Below are 17,570 nucleotides of genomic sequence, written 5' to 3'. Positions count from 1 at the left end.
CCGAGGTACGAGGTCATCAACACGCCCGTCACGGCGGCGAGTCCGAGCGCGAACCGTCCCAGTCCCGCCGCGAACCCGACGATGAGGATGATGTCGGCGTAGCGGTCGAGAACGTGGTCGAGCAGGTCACCCGCGGGCGAGTCGGTGCCGAGTTCGCGGGCGAGCGCACCGTCGAGGATGTCAAGCCAGCCGTTCAGGAAGACGAGGACGGCACCGACGAGATACCAGACGGGGGCACCCGGGGCGACGTAGAACGCCACACCGGCACCGCCCGCGAGGACGAATGCGATGATACTCACCGCGTTGGGCGTTAATCCGAGGGTTGTCGATGCCGAGACGAACGGTCGAAGCGCGCGGTTGGCGACGGGGCGAAGTTGGTCGAGCATTAGAGGTACTCCAAATAATCGACGGTTCCGGCGGACGGTTCGCGCTCGCCCTCGATAACGGCCTCGATATCCGACGCGACCGCGTCCGGCGCTCGGTCGGTCGTGTCGATTTCGTAGACCGACTCGGTGCCGTGTTCCGCGACCGACTCCGATAAAATAACGTCGAGGGCTTCGCTCTCGGCGTTCTCCTCGGCCTTCGCGTCCGTCTCGTCGCGTTCGAGCAGTCGCTCGCGCAGCTCTTCGGGGTGACACCGGAGGACAACGACCTTCTCGGCGTCGAAGTGGTGGGCGAGGTGCGAATCGACGAGCAGGTCGTCGCCTCCGTCGCCCTGTTCGTCCAACCACTGCCGAATCGCGTCCAAGTTCGCGTAAAGACTCCCGCGCTCCTCGTCCGCCCCGTCGTGGAGTTCCTCCTCCCGAATCGCGTCGTTCAGGTGGACGACTTCGAGGTCGGTTTCGACCAGTTCCGTCGCTGTCGTCTTGCCCGTGCCGGGGGTTCCGGTGACGGCGACCCTCACGAGGACAGCACCTCGTTGAGTTCGCGCACGGCGCGTCGTGTTTCGTCTTTCGTCCCACACGTGATGCGCACGCAGTCGGGAAGCCCGAAGCTCGTGCAGTCGCGGAGGATGACGCCGCGTTCCTGGACCGCCTCGGCGACGGCGCTCGCGTCGCCGACCTCCACGAGGACGAAGTTGCCGTGGCTCTCCCACGTCGGCGCGTCGAGGGTCTCGTAGATGTACTCGCGCGCCCACCGGGCCGTCTCGATGGACTTCTCGACGTGTTCGTCGTCCGTGAGCGCCGCGAGGCCGCCACGGCAGGCGAGTTCGCTGGCCGCGAAGGGCGTGTTCACGCGTGCGTACGCGTCGGCCCACTCCTCGGGGACGACGGCGTAGCCGAGCCGAACGCCGGCGAGTCCGTACGCCTTGGAGAACGTGCGGAGGACCGCCACGTCATCGCGCGGAGTGCGATTGCCAGACACACCGGCAGGTGTGTCGCTGTCATCGCGCTCGGCGAGGAGCGAAATCGCGCTCGGTCCGTCGGCGTACTCGCCGTAGGCTTCGTCCACGAGGACGAGCGTTTCCTCGTCGGTCTCGTCGGCGATTTTCGTCACGGCGTCGAGCGAGAACCGGCCGCCAGACGGGTTGTGCGGGCTGGTCAGGTAAACGATTCGCTCGCCGTCGTACTGGGAGAGCACGGTGTCCGCGGTCAGCGAGAAGCCGTCCTCGGCGGAGAGGTGGTACTCGTTCACCTCGCCGTGGTGGTAGCGGGCGCTCATGCCGTAGTAGGCGAACCCGGGGGAGGGGACGAGGACGGTATCGCCCGGGTCGAGCATGGCGCGCGCGAGGTAATCGAGCGCGCCGTCGCCGCCGTTCGCCAGCCACACCTGTTCGGATTCGACGTTCCAGCGGTCGGCGAGCCGGGCGGTGAGGTCGGTGTGCGACGCCTTGGGGTACGTACTTGCGTTCCCGGTCGCATCCCGGATGGCGTCCACCGCCGCCGGACTCGGCCCGAACGGGTTCTCGTTCGATGCGAGTTTCACGAGGTCGTCGGGGTCGGTACCGAGTTCCCGAGCGACTTCTTCGATGCCCCGTCCGGCCTGATACGCGACGTGCGCGGAGAGGTCTCGTGGTTCCATGTCGGGAGGTGTCACCGACCGGTCTTAAGCGTGGCCACCCGCGGCCAGCACGACTAAACGATTTCCGACCGACTCAGCCGTGAGGTACAATGACACATCATCGACATCGTGAGCGCCAACGCGGTCGGGAGAGCGAACGGGAACCCCAACGGTACGGCGGTCCGCGGAAGGAAGGGAGAGAACGAGAACGGCAGGTGGGCCACCAGCGACGATACGGCTCGAAACCGAAACGTCGGCAAGGCGGTCGGGGAGAGCAACACGAACCACATCGACGACAGCAACGACAGCAAAAAGAACGACGCTACGGTCGCCAGCGGCAGGAACAGCGACAGCATGGGTTCGAACAGCACCGAGAGGGAGGCGAACGACGAGGTGAAATCGAACGGCAACAGGGCGGGTCCGAACGACGGCTGAGCGACGTCGAGCGAACCGTAATTCGCGGCGGGAGACAGGAACGACGACAGCGACAGGAGCGCCTACAACAGGAACGGCGGTACGGAAAACAGCGACAAGGAGAGGAACGCCAGCGGCGACACGGCGGGTCACACCGGTCGGAACAGCAACGCTCGCCGACGGAGGAGCGATATCGACACCCCACCGAGCGACGACGGCAACCGCACGAACAGCAACAACGAGGACAACAACAACCGGAGCGACAGCAGCAACCGGAGCGACAGCCACGACAATCGAAACACCAGCGACGACAGGGACAACGCCGACAACAGGAACGCCAGCAACGGCTCCAAGGGCAACTGCAGGAGCGGTAAGAGCGGTAGGAACGGCAGGAGCGGTAAGAACGGCAGGAGCGATTCGAGATCACCGCCGTCGAAACTGTCCTTGCGTTTTCAGCCAGAGTCCTCATACCGGCAACCGATGTAGCGCCGGTGGCATGATTCTCGACACGACCGCCGACGGAGGAACGCGATGACGCACATCGGCTACACCATTTCGAGCGAGGAGCACGGGCCGAACGAACTGGTCGACCACGCGGTCCGCGCAGAGCGGGCGGGATTCGAGTTCGCGTCCATCTCCGATCACTACCATCCGTGGATAAGCCAACAGGGAAACGCCCCGTTCGTCTGGTCCACGCTTGGCGGGGTCGCACGGGCGACGGACGACCTGCCGGTCGGGGTTGGGGTGAACTGCCCCATCATGCGGATGCATCCGGCCATCGTCGCGCAAGCCGCCGCCACCGCCGCGACGATGTTCGAGGGCGATTTCTTCCTCGGCGTCGGGACGGGCGAGCGCCTGAACGAACACGTCACCGGCGAGCACTGGCCCGAACACGCGGTTCGAACGGAGATGCTCGAAGAAGCGATAGAGATTATCCGCAAACTGTGGCAGGGCGGCCAGCAGAGCTACTACGGTGACCACTTCACGGTCGAGAACGCGCGCCTCTACACGCTACCCGAGGAACCGCCGGACATCATCGTCTCCGCCTACGGGAAGCGGGCGGCGCAAGCCGCCGCTGACCTCGGCGACGGATTCTGGAGCGTCGGCCCGCAGGACACGGTGGAGACGTGGGAGGACGCGGGCGGCGAGGGACCGCGATATAGTCAGATGACCGTCTGTTACGCGGAGGACGAGGAGGACGCCATCGACACGGCCCACGAGTGGTGGCCGAACAGCGCGCTCGCGGGCGAACTCAACTCACAACTGCCGACGCCGACCCACTTCGAACAGGCGTGTGAAATGGTCTCTCACGAGGACATCGCCGAGGGGAGCATCGTGACCGACCCCGACCCGAAGACGCACATCGAGAATGTAGAACAGTTCGCCGACGCGGGCTACGACCACGTATACATCCACCAAATCGGCCCCGACCAAGAGTCGTTCTTCCGGTTTTACGAGGAGGAAGTGCTACCCGAGGTCGAATGAGCGAAGCCGACGGACGCGGAGAGAGCGAATCTTCGCTCCGTCTTCGAGACTAGAGCGAACGGACTCGAACAGGCGCGAACGGGAAGGACAACCCTCAAGGTTTAGGTGTGCCTAATCTCGTTCGAAATGGAGTTAACGCGCCGGGACGCGCTGTCCGCCCTCGCCGCGAGCGGTGTCGCCGTCGTCGGCGGGGCGGCGCTGGTCGAATCCGACGTGTTGGAGTTCGGCGACGACGGGAAGGAGCCAGCGCTGGCGGCGCACGACATCGACACGCTCGTCGCGGTCGCGCGGGTCGTGTTCCCCTCCGAGGTGACCGAAATCCGGGAGTTCGTGACGACCTACGCCGTCGGCCGCACCGAGGACCGCCCGGCCTATCGGCGGGGGACGACCGCCGCGATTTCGACCCTCGACACCTACGCGACCGAGTGGTACGACGGGGCGTTCGTCGAACTCGACCGAGAGACGCAGGATACCCTCCTCGACGAGATGGGTGTGGCGACCGCGCATCCCGACCCGGACGGATCCGACGCGGCGCGGGTCCGGTACTACCTCGTCAACGACGTCCTCTTCGCGCTGTTCACCTCGCCGACCGGTGGGGAACTCGTCGGTACCGAGAATCCACGAGGATACCCCGGCGGCCTCGACGGCTACCGAGGTGGTGGGGAGTGACCGACCGAACCCCCTCCGAGCGCGCCGACGTCTGTGTCATCGGCGCGGGTCCGGCGGGCGCGTTGGTCGCCCACACGCTCGCACGGCAGGGCCACGACGTCGTCATCCTCGAAGCGGGCGAGCGATTCGAATTCGAGGACCGAAAGCGTCGGATGGAGCGAGCGATTCGCCCCGGCGACGATGACCGCTCCGTCTGGGACATGGGCGGGCCGCGGGACGCCTACACCTCGACCGGCGAGCAGTTCTATCCGCTGAACCGCGCCCGCGTCAAGGGGGTCGGCGGCAGCACGCTCCACTGGCAGGGAATGGTCATGCGCCTGCACGAATCCGATTTCGACGCGTGGCCCATCAGCTACGACGACCTTCGACCGTACTACGCCCGCGCCGAGTCGCAACTCGGGGTCGCGGGTGCGGACGACAACCCCTTCGCGCCGCCGCGCGAGGAACCGTTTCCCCTGCCCGCGTTCCGTCCCTCCCACAGCGATTCCATCTTCGCCGACGCGTGCGAGTCGCTCGGCGTCGCCATGCACTCTGTGCCGAACGCGCGCAACTCCGAACCGCACGATGGACGAAGCGAGTGCGTCGGCTACGGCACCTGCAAACCGGTCTGTCCCTCCGGCGCGAAGTACGGCGCCGACGTCCACGTGCGGAAGGCCGAGGAGAAAGGCGCGCGCGTCATCGACCGCGCGGCGGTGCAACGCCTCGAGCACGACGACGCGGGAAAGCGCATCGAAGCCGCGGTGTACGCCGCGCCGGACGACGAGAACGGGGGAACGGGAAGCGTCAAACACCGACAGGAGGCCCGCGAGTTCGTTCTCGCCGGTGGCGGCGTGGAGATACCCCGCCTGCTTTTCCTCTCGAAATCGAAGACGTATCCCGACGGACTGGCGAACACCAGCGGCGCGGTCGGCCGCTACTTCATGGACCACCTGTACGCGGGATGGGTGGACGAATCGACCGGCGAACCCGACAGCACCGCGTCGGCTTCATCACCAGCGAGTGTCACCAGTTCTACGAGGACCCCGCGCGGGGAACGAAGGGAATCCCGGCGGCCGACGACGCCGAGTACGACCGCCTGAAACTCGAATTCTCGAACTACGCGGGACCCACGCCGGTCGGCCTCGCCCTCGGCGGGGACGAGTGGGGCGACGACCTGCTTTCGACCATCCGCGAGGAGTACGGCAACTCGGTCGGCATGGGGGCGCTCGCCGGTCAGAAACCGCGAAAGGAGAACCGAATCGCGCTCGATTCCGGGACGACCGACGACCACGGCAACCCGGTTCCGCGGATTCACTGGCGAGTCGACGAGCGGACGAAAGCGACGCTCCGCCGGGCGAACGAGATTCAGCGGGCCATCCTCGACGAACTCGGCGCGGAGGTGACGTGGCACGTCGGCCCCGAAAACACCGGCCCGGCGTTTCACCACATGGGGACGACCCGGATGGGAACCGACCCGAAAGCGAGCGTGGTGAACGCTCGCCTCCGCACCCACGACCTGCAGAACTGCACCATCGCGTCGAGCAGCGTCTTCGTCACCAGCGGGGCGATGAATCCCACTCTCACCATCGCGGCCCTCTCGTTGAAGGCCGCGGACCACGTTCACGAGCGGTTGTGAACCGTCCACGGGGGGCTATGAACTTCCCACAGGGGCCGTGAGCTGTCCGCGAGCGACTGCGAGCTGTCTTCCTCGATTATTCCCCTTCGTCCGTAACGGGCGCGGCAGACGTCTCCGACTCCAACCGGCGGCGCAGGAGCAGTACCGCCCCGCCGACCGGAACGCCGAGGACGACCAGATACGGAAGGAGGTAGGCCGCCCCGACGACGAATGCGCGGAGCATGACGATGGCACCGTCGACCGAATCGAGGAACGCGGCGACGACACCCGTCTCGTACCACGACTTCTCGGCCGGGCTTTTCGTGTCGCTCGTCGGTTGCGGTTCGTGCATCCGCACCGTCACCGTCGAGTAGGCGACTCGCCGTTCGAGCGACTGCTGTTTCGCCTCCAGTCGTTCGATGTCGGTTTGCACGTCGGAGAGTCGCTTCTGGACCGAGAGCACTGCCTCCGTGTCGCTCGCGTTCTCGTAGAGCGCTCGGAGTTTGTCGCGCTGTGACCGGAGGTTTTCGAGGCGAGCGTTCAGGTCCACCAACCGGTCGGTAACGTCCTCGGTGCCGGTGCTCGACTCCGCCACTTCACCCGCTCGTTTGACCTGCTCGAAGAACGCCGAGAAGTTCTCCTTCGGGACGCGGAAGACGACGCTCCCGGAGGTCCACGTCTCGTTACCATCGCGGTGGACGCGCTGGGAGGAGTCGCTGACGAACCCGCCGCGTTCGCGGGCCGCGCGGGTCAGGGACCGACTCGTGTTCCCGAAGTTTTCGACCGTCAGCGTGACGTTTCCGGTTCGGATGAGGGCGCGTTGCTGGACGACCAAGGCGGACTGCGGTGCCGTTCCGTCGTTCGGGCGCGCGTTCCCGGCGTCGCCGCCGTTCGAACCGCTGCCATCGTGATTCGCGCTGTCCTTCGCCGCGTCGTTCCCGCCCATTCCGGCGCATCCGGCGAGGACGACGAGGACGACCACCGAGAGGACGGCCAGTCGTCGGGTCCGTGTTGTCATGGAGTCTACTGGTAAAGCCGTGGACAAAACTGTTGGGTAGAGTGAAAGACCTGTTTCACCCTTCGGTCGCATCAGCGCTCGTCCCGCTCCGCATCCACCTCCCACGTTTCCGTCGTCCGGTTTCCCCGTCCGTACTTGCGCATGACGCAACCTATTTGGGGGCGCCGACAGTCGCTTCGGATATGTTCGTACTCGTCAATCTGAAAGCCTATCCGTGCGACCCGGTCGAAATCGCGGACGCCGCCCGCGACGTGAGCGACGACTACGGCGTCGATATCGCCGTGGCACCGCAAACCGCCCACCTCTCGCGCGTCGCCGACACGGGCGTCGAAACGTGGGGGCAACACGTCAGTCCCGTCGAACACGGAAGCCACACCGGGAGCACCCTTGCGGAGGCCGTCGCCGACGCCGGCGCGACCGGGACCATGATCAACCACTCCGAGTGCAGGCAGAAACTCGCCGACATCGACGCCGGACTCGACGCCGCCGAACGCGTCGGCCTCGACACCACGGTCTGTGCGAACAACCCCGAGCAGGTCGGCGCGGTCGCCGCCCTCGCCCCCGACGCCGTGGCCGTCGAACCCCCGGAACTCATCGGCACCGGCACGCCCGTCAGCAAGGCCGACCCGGACATCGTGACCGACGCCGTGGCCGCCGCGGAAGCGGTCGATGAGGACGTGAGCGTCTACTGCGGCGCTGGCATCAGCACCGGCGAAGACCTCGTTGCGGCGCGGGACCTCGGCGCGGAAGGCGTCCTCCTGGCGAGCGGCGTCGCAAAGGCCGACGACCCGAAGGCCGCGCTGGAGAACCTCGTCGAACCGCTGTAATCGATTCGAACTATTCGTCGGAAACGATGACGAAGTGGTCCTTTTCCTGTCGCTCCAGCACCGATTCCTCCCGCATGCTCACGATGTATCCCGTGACCGTCCGCTCCAGTTCGTGGGCCGCTCGGATGCGGACGAGGTTACCGATGACCTGCGCCGAGGGCGGTTTCTGTGCCGCACCGCAGTCGTAGATGGTGAGCAGTTGGTCGCCGCGCTCGGCCTCGTAGACGATGACGTGGGCATGTTGGGGAAGGTGCCAGCGACCCTCCTCGTCGCCCACCGCCGCCAGCTTGTTCATACCGGAACTACACGGGGCGGGGTAATCAGCGGTCCGAAGAACGAAACGGATGTTAGAAGTCGGAGAGCGACACCTGCCCGTCGCGTTTGCGTGGGGATCGGTGGTCCGTCTCGTCCGTTTTCTCACCATCATCCGCCGCCTCCGCCGACGATTTCGGGTCGTCCGCCGAGTCGGAGCTGTCCGCCGTTCTCGACGCTCCCGTTCCGCTCGGCGCGTCGAACCCGTCGAGGCTCGTCTGGTCGCTCTCGGTGAACTGGAGGTTCGAGACGCGCACGCCGACCTTTCGAACCCGGTCGTCGTCGAACTCGGCGAGCAGGTCGAGGGCGACCTCCTCGACCAGTTCGGGGTCGTCCACCGGTCCCGGAAGCGACCGTGCGCGAGTGTGCACGTCGAACGGCGGCGTCACGACCTTCACGCCGATGGTCCGGTACATGGCGTCCCGGTCGCGGGCGCGTTCGGCGACGGCCGCCGCGAGCGTGCTGACCCGCGCGCGCTTCTCCTCGGGGTCGGTCGTCGGATCGGTGAACGCCGATTCGCGCGAAAGGCTCTTGGGCCGTCCCGTCGGTGTCACCCGCCTGTCGTCGTCGCCGCGGGCGCGGTGGTACAGTTCGCGGCCGCGCTCGCCGAACCGGTCGGCGAGCGTGCGTGGGTCGGCATCGGCCAGGTCTCCCGCCGTCTCGATTCCCATCTCGCGGAGCGTGCGGGCCGTCACGGGGCCGATGCCGTGAATCTCGGCCACGTCGAGCGGGGCGAGAAAGTCCCGCGTCGTTCCCGGTTCGACGACGACCAATCCGTCCGGTTTGTCGTGGTCGCTCGCTATCTTCGCCGCGCTCATGTTCGGCGCGACGCCGACGCTCGCATTGACGCCGACTTCGCGCTCGATTCGGTTCTTGACGTGCCGGGCGAATCCCTCCGCGACCTCCCACGCGGTCCGTTCCGTGACGTCGAGGTACGCCTCGTCGATGCTCACCTCGCGCACCGTATCCGCACAGTCGTGGAGGATGGCACGAACGTCCGTGCTGACCGATTTGTAGAACTCGATATCGACGGGCCGGTAGTAGCCAGCCACGTCCACTTCGTCATCACCGTCAGCACCATCTTCGCCGTCCTCACCGTCAGCACCGCTAGAATCGGTCGAATCGCCCTCCGCCTTCCGGGGGAGTCGTTCGAGGGCGCTCCCGATTGCTTGGGCGCTTTCGACGCCGTATTCGCGGGCCTCGTAGCTCGCGGTGGCGACGGCTCCGTGGTTCTCTCCCTCCTCGTACCCCATCCCGACGACGACCGGTTCGCCGCAAAGGTCCGGTTCGCGGAGTCGCTCACAGGCCGCGTAGAAACAGTCCATATCGACGTGGAGGACGATTCGCTCCTCGCGTTCGTCTCCGACACCGGGCAAGCGTGAACCGCCGCGGTCCGACATTGACAGTCCGTTAGCGAGCCAACGGAATGAAGCTGTGCAAACCACGCCGAAAGTGGAAATAGAATCGGAAATATAGTATACATCTCCAACGGCCACAAGCAATAAATACCGACCTCCGGGCTTCTACGGGCGATTCCGCTATGTTTATGGACAGATATGTGGTAGCCGTGAATACAATGGTCGCCCCCGACGAAGGACGTTCGAATGCGGATGGTCGACTCAGTATCCGGGTAATCAACGCAATCGCCGAACACGAGGGAACGACCCCCACGGAAATCAGGCCCGTTCTCTACGATATTATCGACCCCGACGCGCTCGATTCGCTCTTTTCCGCGACGCACGAGGGGGACACCCGAGCGAGCGGCAGCGTCGAATTTCGGTACGGCCCCCACGAAGTGACGGTGCACAGCGACGGTCGAATCGACATCGAGCGCGTTCGAGACGCCGACTCGCCTTCATCGACCACCGAGACCGCATCGGGAGACAACTAACGACGACCATCGTTCGGGTACGCGACCTCCAGCCGATATCGATATCGCCACTGCCTGCGCCCGAAACCGTTCGCTATCGCTTCTGACACCGGACGACCCCCGCCGCCTCTCTCGGTTCCCGAAATCGCCGATAGCTATATTACTGCCTCGCCTCTGAGAGAGTAGTAGTATACCAGTGGTCGATTCACCCAGTGATGATAGTATGGAAATTGAGATAGAGAACCTTAGTGACGACAATCCAGCGGAAACGTCTTCGACGTACGTCTTCGATATCGAGCGCGAGATGGCAAACGGACACACCTGCGCCGGGCTCGTCCGCTCCCTCGCGAACGTCATGGACACGGAGCCGAACCGAATGCAACCGCTCCACGCCGCCGTCAACTGCGACGCCATCGACGCGCTGTTTCGAACCCGCCGCTACGGCGACGCACGGGACAACGTATCCATCACGTTCCACTACGACGTCTACGAAGTGACCGTCAACGCGAACGGAAAAGTCGTCGTCAAGGAATAGACCGGGTTCCGGCGGCGGGCGTGCGCCGCCGAGAACGCCCTCGTCTCCCCATACCGATTCGTACCGACCGAATCCGAGCCGTTCACGGAGCGGCTGCTATATTCGTAATATATCGATGATTCGATGAACGAGCCGGTAGTTCTCCGAACTTTTTAACCCTCGACTTACTATCCTCGGGTGATGAGATATTCAGACAGGGGCACGATACGAACGACCGAACCGTCTCGGCCGTTCCGTCGCGTCCGTGCTCTTCCGGCGGTGAAAATCCCATGATGCCGTGGGGTCACGCCGCCTTCGGGTACACCCTGTACTCGCTCGGCCACCGCGTGTGGACGCGCGCGCCGCCGTCCGCACAGGCAGTGCTCGCCCTCCTCTTCGGGACCCAGTTGCCCGACCTCGTGGACAAGCCCCTCTCGTGGGGACTCCACCTGTTCCCGCAAGGCTACTCCGTCGCCCACTCGGTCTTCGTGGCGATTCCGGTCGGCCTGCTGGTGCTCGCCCTCGGAGTGTACAAAAACCGCGTCGCCCTCGGTGCCGCCTTCGCGCTCGGCTACTGGTCGCACCTCGTCGGCGACATCCTCATGGCCATGATGGAACACCAGCGGTCGCCGTTCGACCGGGTGCTGTGGCCCGTCGTGACCCTCCCGCCGTACGGCCACGAGGTGTCCCTGTTCGACCGCGCCTTCCACATCATCGGCACGTTCTTCCACTCGCTCTCCACCGAAAAACAGCTGCTAATACTCGGCATCTACCTTGCGCCGTACTTCCTCGTGTTCCTCCTCTGGGTAGTGGACGGCGCGCCGGTCGTCGCGGAACTCAAACGCGCCGTCGTCGGTCGGTGAAGGCAGTCCGAACGGTTTCCCTTTCTCGCTTTTCGACAGTGGACGACGCGTTCAAGATGTTAGTTCGAACGTATATAGCCCAGTAAACGTGTCGGTGGCGACGATGAAGTCCCGCTCTTCGTTGTATTCCGTTTTCCACGCCATGGGTGCCTTGCCGAGTTGCGCGACTTCGTCGTTCACCCTGATATCGCTCACACCGTCGTCGGTCCGATATCGATCGACGGGAGTCGGAGTCGTCGGGTCGGTGATATCGTACACCACCACTCCCTCGTGCCAGTCGGCGCTGGCAACGAGCGTGGCCTCACCCTTCGGGACGATATCGAAGTGGTGGCCCGTCCAATCGAAGCGTTCGGCGTACTCATCTTCCATCCGTCGAGCGTTCGGTGAGACGGTAAATCCGACCGGGACCGGATTCTTCAGCGACCCGTTCTTCCACCCGATATCGAAGACGTGTTTTCCGCCCGGGACTCCCTGCGGGCGCTCGTCTCCCAAAACGAGCAGCTCGCGTCGCGGGTCGAAATGACCGTGATGTGCCGCTCCAAACGCTTCCTCGCCGACGTTGGCTTCGTCGTACGATTTCCGCTTCGTATAGTCGAACCGTCCGATCTCGGTCGGATTTCTCGGGTCGCTCACATCGTAGATGATGAAACCGATGAACTGTCCCGACTGGTACGCACAGCAGAGCAAGTCTCGCTCCGGGTCCACGTTGATGTCGTGACCCGCCCCCTGTGGACCGTACTCCCCGAGCTTTCGCGGGGAGGTCGGGTCCGAAACGTCGTATACGTCGAACCCGTTGCTTTCCAATCCGTAGTTCATCGTATAGAGCACCGGTTTCGTCGGGTGCGGTCGCACGTTGTGCGACTTGCCGTCCGAAACGGACCCGACGACGGTGGGATTTGTCGGTGTTCCGGCGGAGAAACCGTAGTCAACGATTTCGAAGTTCCCGGACCACGTTTTCTCTATCGCTCGATGATACAGCCCGTTTCGGGAGTCGAACTTGACGTCCAGATTCGGTGCATCGTTCGAGTTGCCGAGATAGTGAACTTGTTTCGGCGATGACGAATCGCTGACATCGACCAGAACAGTCCCGGTTGTCCCCCATTTGGTTCCGACGACGGCGTATTTCCCGTCCTTCCGAACCGACACTTCAGAATAGCCACCGCTCGAGGAGGACCCCGCCGAAAGGTGTGCCTGTCCTCGTTTCCGCAACGAGAGCCGATTGACGTCGGCCGCTTCGTCACCGCCATCCGACGTGTTCTTCCCCCGTTGTCGTTTTTGGAGCACATCTTTTATCGTCGAACACCCGGCGAGGGCCGACCCCACGAGGACAGCGCCAGAACGGCGAAGTACCCGACGGCGGGTTCGTGTGTCGCGTAGGGGTTTCATCGTGAGTGACTCACGTATGGATGAACAAACGACCGACTCGCTATTTGTTATGCGCCGTCTGAAAGCGATGCTAGAATCCCAGTTCGCGTTCGACCGAATTCGCTATCCGCTATCGACTATTATTTTGGAGAGAACCTTCGCTGCGCTCGTCGTGTGGTTCGCGGTAAAATGGGGTCGGAGGGATTTGAACCCCCGATCGACTGATATCTCCGGTGCGCCTCGGAACTCCAGAGGGTCGTCAACACGGGCGATGATCAGTCACCCGCTCGGTATATCAGCTGGAGTTTCGTCCCGGGCGCGTAGCCTCTGGAGTCAGTCGCCATCCCTGGCTTGGCCACGACCCCGCGAACGGTGATTGGTCGAAACGACCTAAAGGGGTTTCGATTTCTACTCCTCTCGCGTCCCCCAATCGCAGTCCTGGCATTTATACCCCGTAACGAACGCCGTCACGCTCGGCATGTACCCGACCGAGAGCACGTCGCCGCCGCACTCGGGGCACTCGCGCTCTGCATCCCGAATGCTGTCGGCTTCCATCACGGTGTCGTCTTCTATCAGTTCGGCCAGCCGCTTCGGCGTGACCATCCGCCCTTGCACGACGCGATTGTCCGGCATGTCAGAACCACGGCGACGGAGCGGGAAAAACGTTACAGCCGCGAACCGAGAAACAGAGAAAATCGAAGCTCGGCTTACAGCCACGGACGGCGTTCGTCGCCGTCCTCTTCGCCGGGGTAGCCGTAGGCCGCCGAGGAGTCCTCGCCCTCGGTGAGTTCGGCGTTCTCGCCGCCGTCCGTCACCGCGGTGCCGTCGGCGGGTGCCGATTCTGCCGGGGCGTCCGCCGATGCGTCCGCGTGCGCGTCGTCGAGGTCGTCCGGGACGTGTTCGCCGGGGTCGAGCGCCAACATGCTGGTGACCGCGAGGACGGCCAGCGGGGCGCGACCCGGCGCAAAGCCGAGTATCGACAGGGGCAGGACACCCAGCGCGACCGCGCTGCCGAAGCGGAAGCGGTCGATGTCCACGATGCCGCGGAGCCACGGCGAGGTGAGCGCGATGGCGAGCGCGAACGCGACGCCCGTACCGGCCGCCGCGACGGCGGGGAGGATTTGGGTCGCTTCGATGGCCTTCACCTCGAAGCCCGAGGGTTGCAGGCTGGCGAGCAGGCCGAAACCGATGATGATTCCGGGGCTCGGGAGAACCTCGCCGATACGCGCACTCGCGGTCTTCGCCGCGATTGCGGCGATGACCAGCGCGGCGAAGCGTTCGAAGGTCTCCATCTTCAACGCGCTCGCGATGGTCGGCGCGAACGCGGCCTCGATGCCAGCGATGGCGATGAGGACGACGCCGACCGCGAGAACGGACGTGGCCTGCTCACGCGGGGTGCCGTCCATCTCGGCGAGGATGACCGCGACGGTCGCGCTGCCGCCGAAGACGAGCAGGCCGACCTGGATGATGCCGACCGGCGAACTCAGCGCTCCGGCGAGAACCATCGCGGGGAAGATGCCGTCCACGAGGGAAGCCCCATGACGGTCGCCAGCAGCTTCGTCGCGCCGCCTACTTGTCGCTCAAGGCGATAGGCGACTGGGTGTTGGGAGCTGCTCATCGACTAGTGACTATAACCCTGACCCGTGGGCGAAGGGTGATGGTACCTGCGGTGCGACCGGTGATGCGAATTCGGTCGAAGATTCCCCGCAAGCGGTTTTCCTACCAGTGTTGTGCACAGTTTTGCAAAGATTGCAATCGGAGCGAAAGAGTCGCTGCTCGTCCGACCTGCAATACGCTGTGCCATGAGACTGGTAGAGTCCATATTTACGAATATTGTCGTTTGTTGCTTAAGTGTTGTGTGACAGATGCCCCCATGCAACGCGAAATAGACACGAAAACCGACGACACGCCTTTCCTTTTTTGTCAAATGCACTCATTCGCCAACTGTTCCTAAGTGGCAATATATGCCACATTCGGCCGATGACGCGCGAATAGACACATGCGTGTATAAAATTCAACGCTTACCACGTCAGTCAAGCACAATCTCGCAACGTTTTTCAGTAACCGCTTCGTTCGGATTACATGGCGAAAGATTCTCACCACGACGGGCCGTTTTCCGAGAAACTCCGCGTACCGGAGGCACTCACCTTCGACGACGTACTTTTGCGCCCGAAGGAGAGCCGCGTCGAACCGGACGACGCCGACGTGAAATCGCGCGTTTCGAAGAACGTTGAACTCAACGTGCCGGTCCTCTCCGCCGCGATGGACACCGTTACGGAAAGCGAGATGGCCATCGAGATGGCCCGACAGGGTGGTCTCGGGGTCCTCCATCGAAACATGGAGGTCGATACGATGGTCGACGAGATAGAACGCGTCAAACGCGCGGACGAACTCATCATCCGCGACGTCGTGACCGCGAATCCCGAACAGACCGTCCGAGAAGTGGACGGCATGATGGCGCGGCAAGGAGTCAGCGGCGCACCCGTCGTCGACGGCGACGACGAAGTGCTCGGCATCATTTCGGGCACCGACATCCGACCCTACCTCGAAGTCGGTGACAAGGACGAAGTACGCGAAGCGATGACCGATGAAGTCATCACCGCGACGGAAACCGTGACCGCCCGAGAAGCCCTCGAACTGATGTACGAGCACAAAATCGAGCGCGTCCCCATCGTGGACGAGGAAAACCACCTCACCGGACTCGTCACGATGCAGGGCGTCCTCCAGCGCCGCGAGTACGGCGAGGCGGTCCGCGATGAAGACGGCCACCTCCGCGTGGGCGTCGCCGTCGGACCGTTCGAAACCGACCGCGCGGTCGCCGCCGACGAAGCGGGGGCCGACGTGCTCTTCATCGACTGCGCCCACGCGCACAACCTGAACGTCATCGACGGCGCGCGAGAAATCAAGGAGTCCGTAGACGCCGACGTCGTTGTCGGCAACATCGGCACGCGCGAAGCGGCGGAGGACATCGTTGACTTCGCCGACGGTCTCAAGGTCGGTATCGGCCCCGGAAGCATCTGCACGACCCGCGTCGTGAGCGGATCCGGCATGCCCCAAATCACCGCCATCTCGCAAGTGGCCGACGTGGCGACCCAACACGACGTTCCCGTCATCGCCGACGGCGGCATCCGATACTCCGGCGACGCCATCAAGTCCATCGCGGCGGGCGCGGACGCGGTGATGCTCGGGTCGTACTTCGCGGGAACCGACGAGGCCCCCGGCCGCGTCATCACCATCGAGGGCAAGAAGTACAAGCAGTACCGCGGCATGGGCAGCGTCGGCGCGATGAAGAGCGGCGACGGCAGCCGCTACCTGAAAGACGACCCGCAGGACGAAGACGAGTACGTCCCCGAGGGCGTCGAGGCGGCCAAACCGTACAAGGGAACCCTCGAAAGCGAACTCCACCAGCTCGTCGGCGGCATGCAGTCCGGCATGGGCTACGTCGGCGCGGAGACGATTCCGGCGTTCAAAGAACGCTCCGAGTTCGTCCGCATCTCGCCCGCCGGACAGCAGGAGAGCCACGCCCACGACGTGATGATCACCGACGAAGCGCCGAACTACAGCCCCGGCGAATAAGAGAGTCGTTCACACACGTCAATTTTTGTCGCATCTGTTCGAAAATAGCAGCTATGAAGACGTTTCTCCGATTACAGTACGAGAAACCCGACGAACTCCCGTCCGAATTCGGGCACGACATTCGAACACCCGAGTCGTTCGTGGAGGAGTTCGTCACGGAGTTTTCGCAGGAAGGTGACACCGTTCTCGGCCCCTTCGCTGGGTTCGGAACGACGATGAAGGTCACCGAAGAGTTGGACCGAGTTCCCTACGGCGTCGAATACGAGGAAGACAGGGTTTCATTCATCCGTGACCGAATCGAACACGGGGAGAACGTCGTCCATGGCACCATCTTCGACCTTCCCGCTTACGACTTACCGACCGCCGATCTCTGTCTCACCTCACCGCCGTACATGGCCGAAGAAGGGGAGACCAATCCGTTTCAGAACTACACTGGAAAGGGCAGTTACGGGGAGTATCTGACAGATTTCCGCCGTGCTTTCGCTACCGTCAAAGAGTGTCTGGCAAGCGACGCTCACCTCCTCGTCGATATTTCTAACTTAAAAAACGACGGGAACGTAACGACGTTGGTGTGGGACGCTGGGAGAATTCTCTCGGACCAATATCACTTTGAGGGAGAAATCGTGATTGGGTGAGACGCGTCCGATACGGGTGAAAGAGACGGGAACTACGATTACGGCTACGACCACAACTACTGTCTCGTGTTTCGAAACGAGAAATAACGGATAGCGCCCGTACTGTGTACTCGGGCAGCGCCAGCCGAACCACCTCGTCAGCGCGCGACAGGAGGAAGGACGGGTTGTGCGATACGATCCAATCGGACGGCGCGCGATGGCGTACGCCAGTGCGCCCGCGCGAGGGACGACTGAACGGAGTGAAGGAGTCGGTTGGGGAGGGTGTGGTGCGGTAGCGGTGTGGTCGCGGACGGGACTTCTGAAAGGCTTCGCCTTTCAACTCCCCGCTCATGCCTCGCGGGGATGAAAGGGGCCGTCCGTTCGCGCTTACGTGGTCGCTTGCGCGGGCCACTATTTTGGCCGGGCGGGGGCTTTCGAAGTAGTCGTC

General features: G+C 63.8%; 17 protein-coding genes, 1 tRNA gene and 2 pseudogenes. 10 read left to right on the top strand and 10 right to left on the bottom strand.

Annotation, left to right across the window (positions count from 1 at the left end):
- The 3 genes from BG842_RS21555 to hisC form a co-directional block, all read right to left on the bottom strand.
- Positions 1-386: CDP-alcohol phosphatidyltransferase family protein (locus BG842_RS21555; protein ID WP_139136227.1), on the bottom strand; the 386-nt coding region annotated here is incomplete at its 3' end.
- Positions 386-904 (bottom strand): adenylate kinase family protein, encoded by a 519-nt coding sequence (locus tag BG842_RS21550; protein ID WP_069452401.1) that lies wholly within the window; start codon positions 902-904, stop codon positions 386-388. The genes BG842_RS21555 and BG842_RS21550, both read right to left, overlap by 1 nt.
- Positions 901-2,022 (bottom strand): histidinol-phosphate transaminase, encoded by a 1,122-nt coding sequence (gene hisC / locus BG842_RS21545; RefSeq protein WP_069452400.1) that lies wholly within the window; start codon positions 2,020-2,022, stop codon positions 901-903. The genes BG842_RS21550 and hisC overlap by 4 nt, the downstream gene beginning before the upstream one ends.
- Positions 2,023-2,111: 89 nt before the next feature.
- Between hisC and BG842_RS30270 the strand changes: the two genes are divergently transcribed.
- The 4 genes and pseudogenes from BG842_RS30270 (at position 2,112) to BG842_RS21520 (ending at position 6,184) form a co-directional block, all read left to right on the top strand.
- The gene (locus BG842_RS30270) at positions 2,112-2,789 is read left to right on the top strand and encodes a hypothetical protein (RefSeq protein ID WP_175424243.1); all 678 of its coding nucleotides are present in this window, start codon (positions 2,112-2,114) and stop codon (positions 2,787-2,789) included.
- Between the two features lie 157 nt (positions 2,790-2,946).
- On the top strand, positions 2,947-3,900 hold the full coding sequence (locus tag BG842_RS21530) for a TIGR03557 family F420-dependent LLM class oxidoreductase (RefSeq protein WP_069452397.1): 954 nt from the start codon (positions 2,947-2,949) through the stop codon (positions 3,898-3,900).
- 126 nt (positions 3,901-4,026) lie between these two features.
- On the top strand, positions 4,027-4,569 hold the full coding sequence (locus tag BG842_RS21525) for a gluconate 2-dehydrogenase subunit 3 family protein (RefSeq protein ID WP_069452396.1): 543 nt from the start codon (positions 4,027-4,029) through the stop codon (positions 4,567-4,569).
- Positions 4,566-6,184 (top strand): annotated as a pseudogene (locus BG842_RS21520) (GMC family oxidoreductase). Before BG842_RS21525 ends, BG842_RS21520 begins: the two are co-directional and overlap by 4 nt.
- 76 nt (positions 6,185-6,260) lie before the next feature.
- On the opposite strand, the gene BG842_RS21515 reads toward BG842_RS21520, so the two are convergent.
- Positions 6,261-7,181 carry a DUF4349 domain-containing protein gene (locus tag BG842_RS21515; RefSeq protein WP_254663379.1) on the bottom strand — a complete coding sequence of 307 codons (921 nt, stop codon included), beginning with the start codon at positions 7,179-7,181 and terminating at the stop codon, positions 6,261-6,263.
- Between the two features lie 182 nt (positions 7,182-7,363).
- On the opposite strand from BG842_RS21515, the gene tpiA reads away from it, so the two are divergent.
- A complete protein-coding gene (gene tpiA / locus BG842_RS21510) occupies positions 7,364-8,008 on the top strand; it encodes a triose-phosphate isomerase (protein WP_069452395.1) in 645 nt (214 codons plus the stop codon).
- Positions 8,009-8,018: 10 nt separating this feature from the next.
- Here tpiA and BG842_RS21505 read toward each other — a convergent pair whose 3' ends face one another.
- Together BG842_RS21505 and BG842_RS21500 are read right to left on the bottom strand one after the other, a co-directional pair.
- Positions 8,019-8,303, bottom strand: a complete 285-nt coding sequence (locus BG842_RS21505) for a hypothetical protein (RefSeq protein ID WP_069452394.1) — start codon at positions 8,301-8,303, stop codon at positions 8,019-8,021.
- Between the two features lie 52 nt (positions 8,304-8,355).
- Positions 8,356-9,720 (bottom strand): helix-hairpin-helix domain-containing protein, encoded by a 1,365-nt coding sequence (locus BG842_RS21500; protein ID WP_069452393.1) that lies wholly within the window; start codon positions 9,718-9,720, stop codon positions 8,356-8,358.
- A gap of 176 nt (positions 9,721-9,896) precedes the next feature.
- On the opposite strand from BG842_RS21500, the gene BG842_RS21495 reads away from it, so the two are divergent.
- From BG842_RS21495 to BG842_RS21485, 3 genes are all read left to right on the top strand, one after another.
- Positions 9,897-10,211, top strand: a complete 315-nt coding sequence (locus BG842_RS21495; RefSeq protein WP_069452392.1) for a HalOD1 output domain-containing protein — start codon at positions 9,897-9,899, stop codon at positions 10,209-10,211.
- Positions 10,212-10,413: 202 nt separating this feature from the next.
- Positions 10,414-10,725, top strand: coding sequence for a HalOD1 output domain-containing protein (locus tag BG842_RS21490; protein WP_069452391.1), 312 nt, complete (start codon positions 10,414-10,416; stop codon positions 10,723-10,725).
- 269 nt (positions 10,726-10,994) lie between these two features.
- Positions 10,995-11,567 (top strand): metal-dependent hydrolase, encoded by a 573-nt coding sequence (locus BG842_RS21485; RefSeq protein WP_069452390.1) that lies wholly within the window; start codon positions 10,995-10,997, stop codon positions 11,565-11,567.
- A gap of 51 nt (positions 11,568-11,618) precedes the next feature.
- Here BG842_RS21485 and BG842_RS21480 read toward each other — a convergent pair whose 3' ends face one another.
- The 4 genes and pseudogenes from BG842_RS21480 to BG842_RS21470 all read right to left on the bottom strand — a co-directional run bounded on the left by BG842_RS21480 (position 11,619) and on the right by BG842_RS21470 (position 14,550).
- A complete protein-coding gene (locus BG842_RS21480) occupies positions 11,619-12,953 on the bottom strand; it encodes an LVIVD repeat-containing protein (protein ID WP_254663378.1) in 1,335 nt (444 codons plus the stop codon).
- Between the two features lie 169 nt (positions 12,954-13,122).
- Positions 13,123-13,297 (bottom strand) — tRNA-Trp (locus BG842_RS30265).
- 43 nt (positions 13,298-13,340) lie between these two features.
- On the bottom strand, positions 13,341-13,565 hold the full coding sequence (locus BG842_RS21475) for a DUF5795 family protein (protein WP_018128679.1): 225 nt from the start codon (positions 13,563-13,565) through the stop codon (positions 13,341-13,343).
- Positions 13,566-13,639: 74 nt separating this feature from the next.
- Positions 13,640-14,550 (bottom strand): annotated as a pseudogene (locus BG842_RS21470) (DUF5794 domain-containing protein).
- Between the two features lie 464 nt (positions 14,551-15,014).
- Between BG842_RS21470 and guaB the strand changes: the two are divergent.
- Both guaB and BG842_RS21460 read left to right on the top strand, forming a co-directional pair.
- Positions 15,015-16,508 carry an IMP dehydrogenase gene (gene guaB / locus BG842_RS21465; protein ID WP_069452389.1) on the top strand — a complete coding sequence of 498 codons (1,494 nt, stop codon included), beginning with the start codon at positions 15,015-15,017 and terminating at the stop codon, positions 16,506-16,508.
- A 53-nt stretch (positions 16,509-16,561) separates the two neighbouring features.
- Positions 16,562-17,143 carry a DNA methyltransferase gene (locus BG842_RS21460; protein ID WP_254663377.1) on the top strand — a complete coding sequence of 194 codons (582 nt, stop codon included), beginning with the start codon at positions 16,562-16,564 and terminating at the stop codon, positions 17,141-17,143.
- The last annotated feature ends 427 nt before the right edge of the window (positions 17,144-17,570 follow it).

The organism is Haladaptatus sp. W1, from assembly GCF_001723155.1.
In the GTDB taxonomy this organism is placed as follows: Archaea; Halobacteriota; Halobacteria; order Halobacteriales; family Haladaptataceae; genus Haladaptatus; species Haladaptatus paucihalophilus.
The sequence above is the reverse complement of the archived record's forward strand: the minus strand, read 5'-3'. Positions and strand labels throughout refer to the sequence as shown.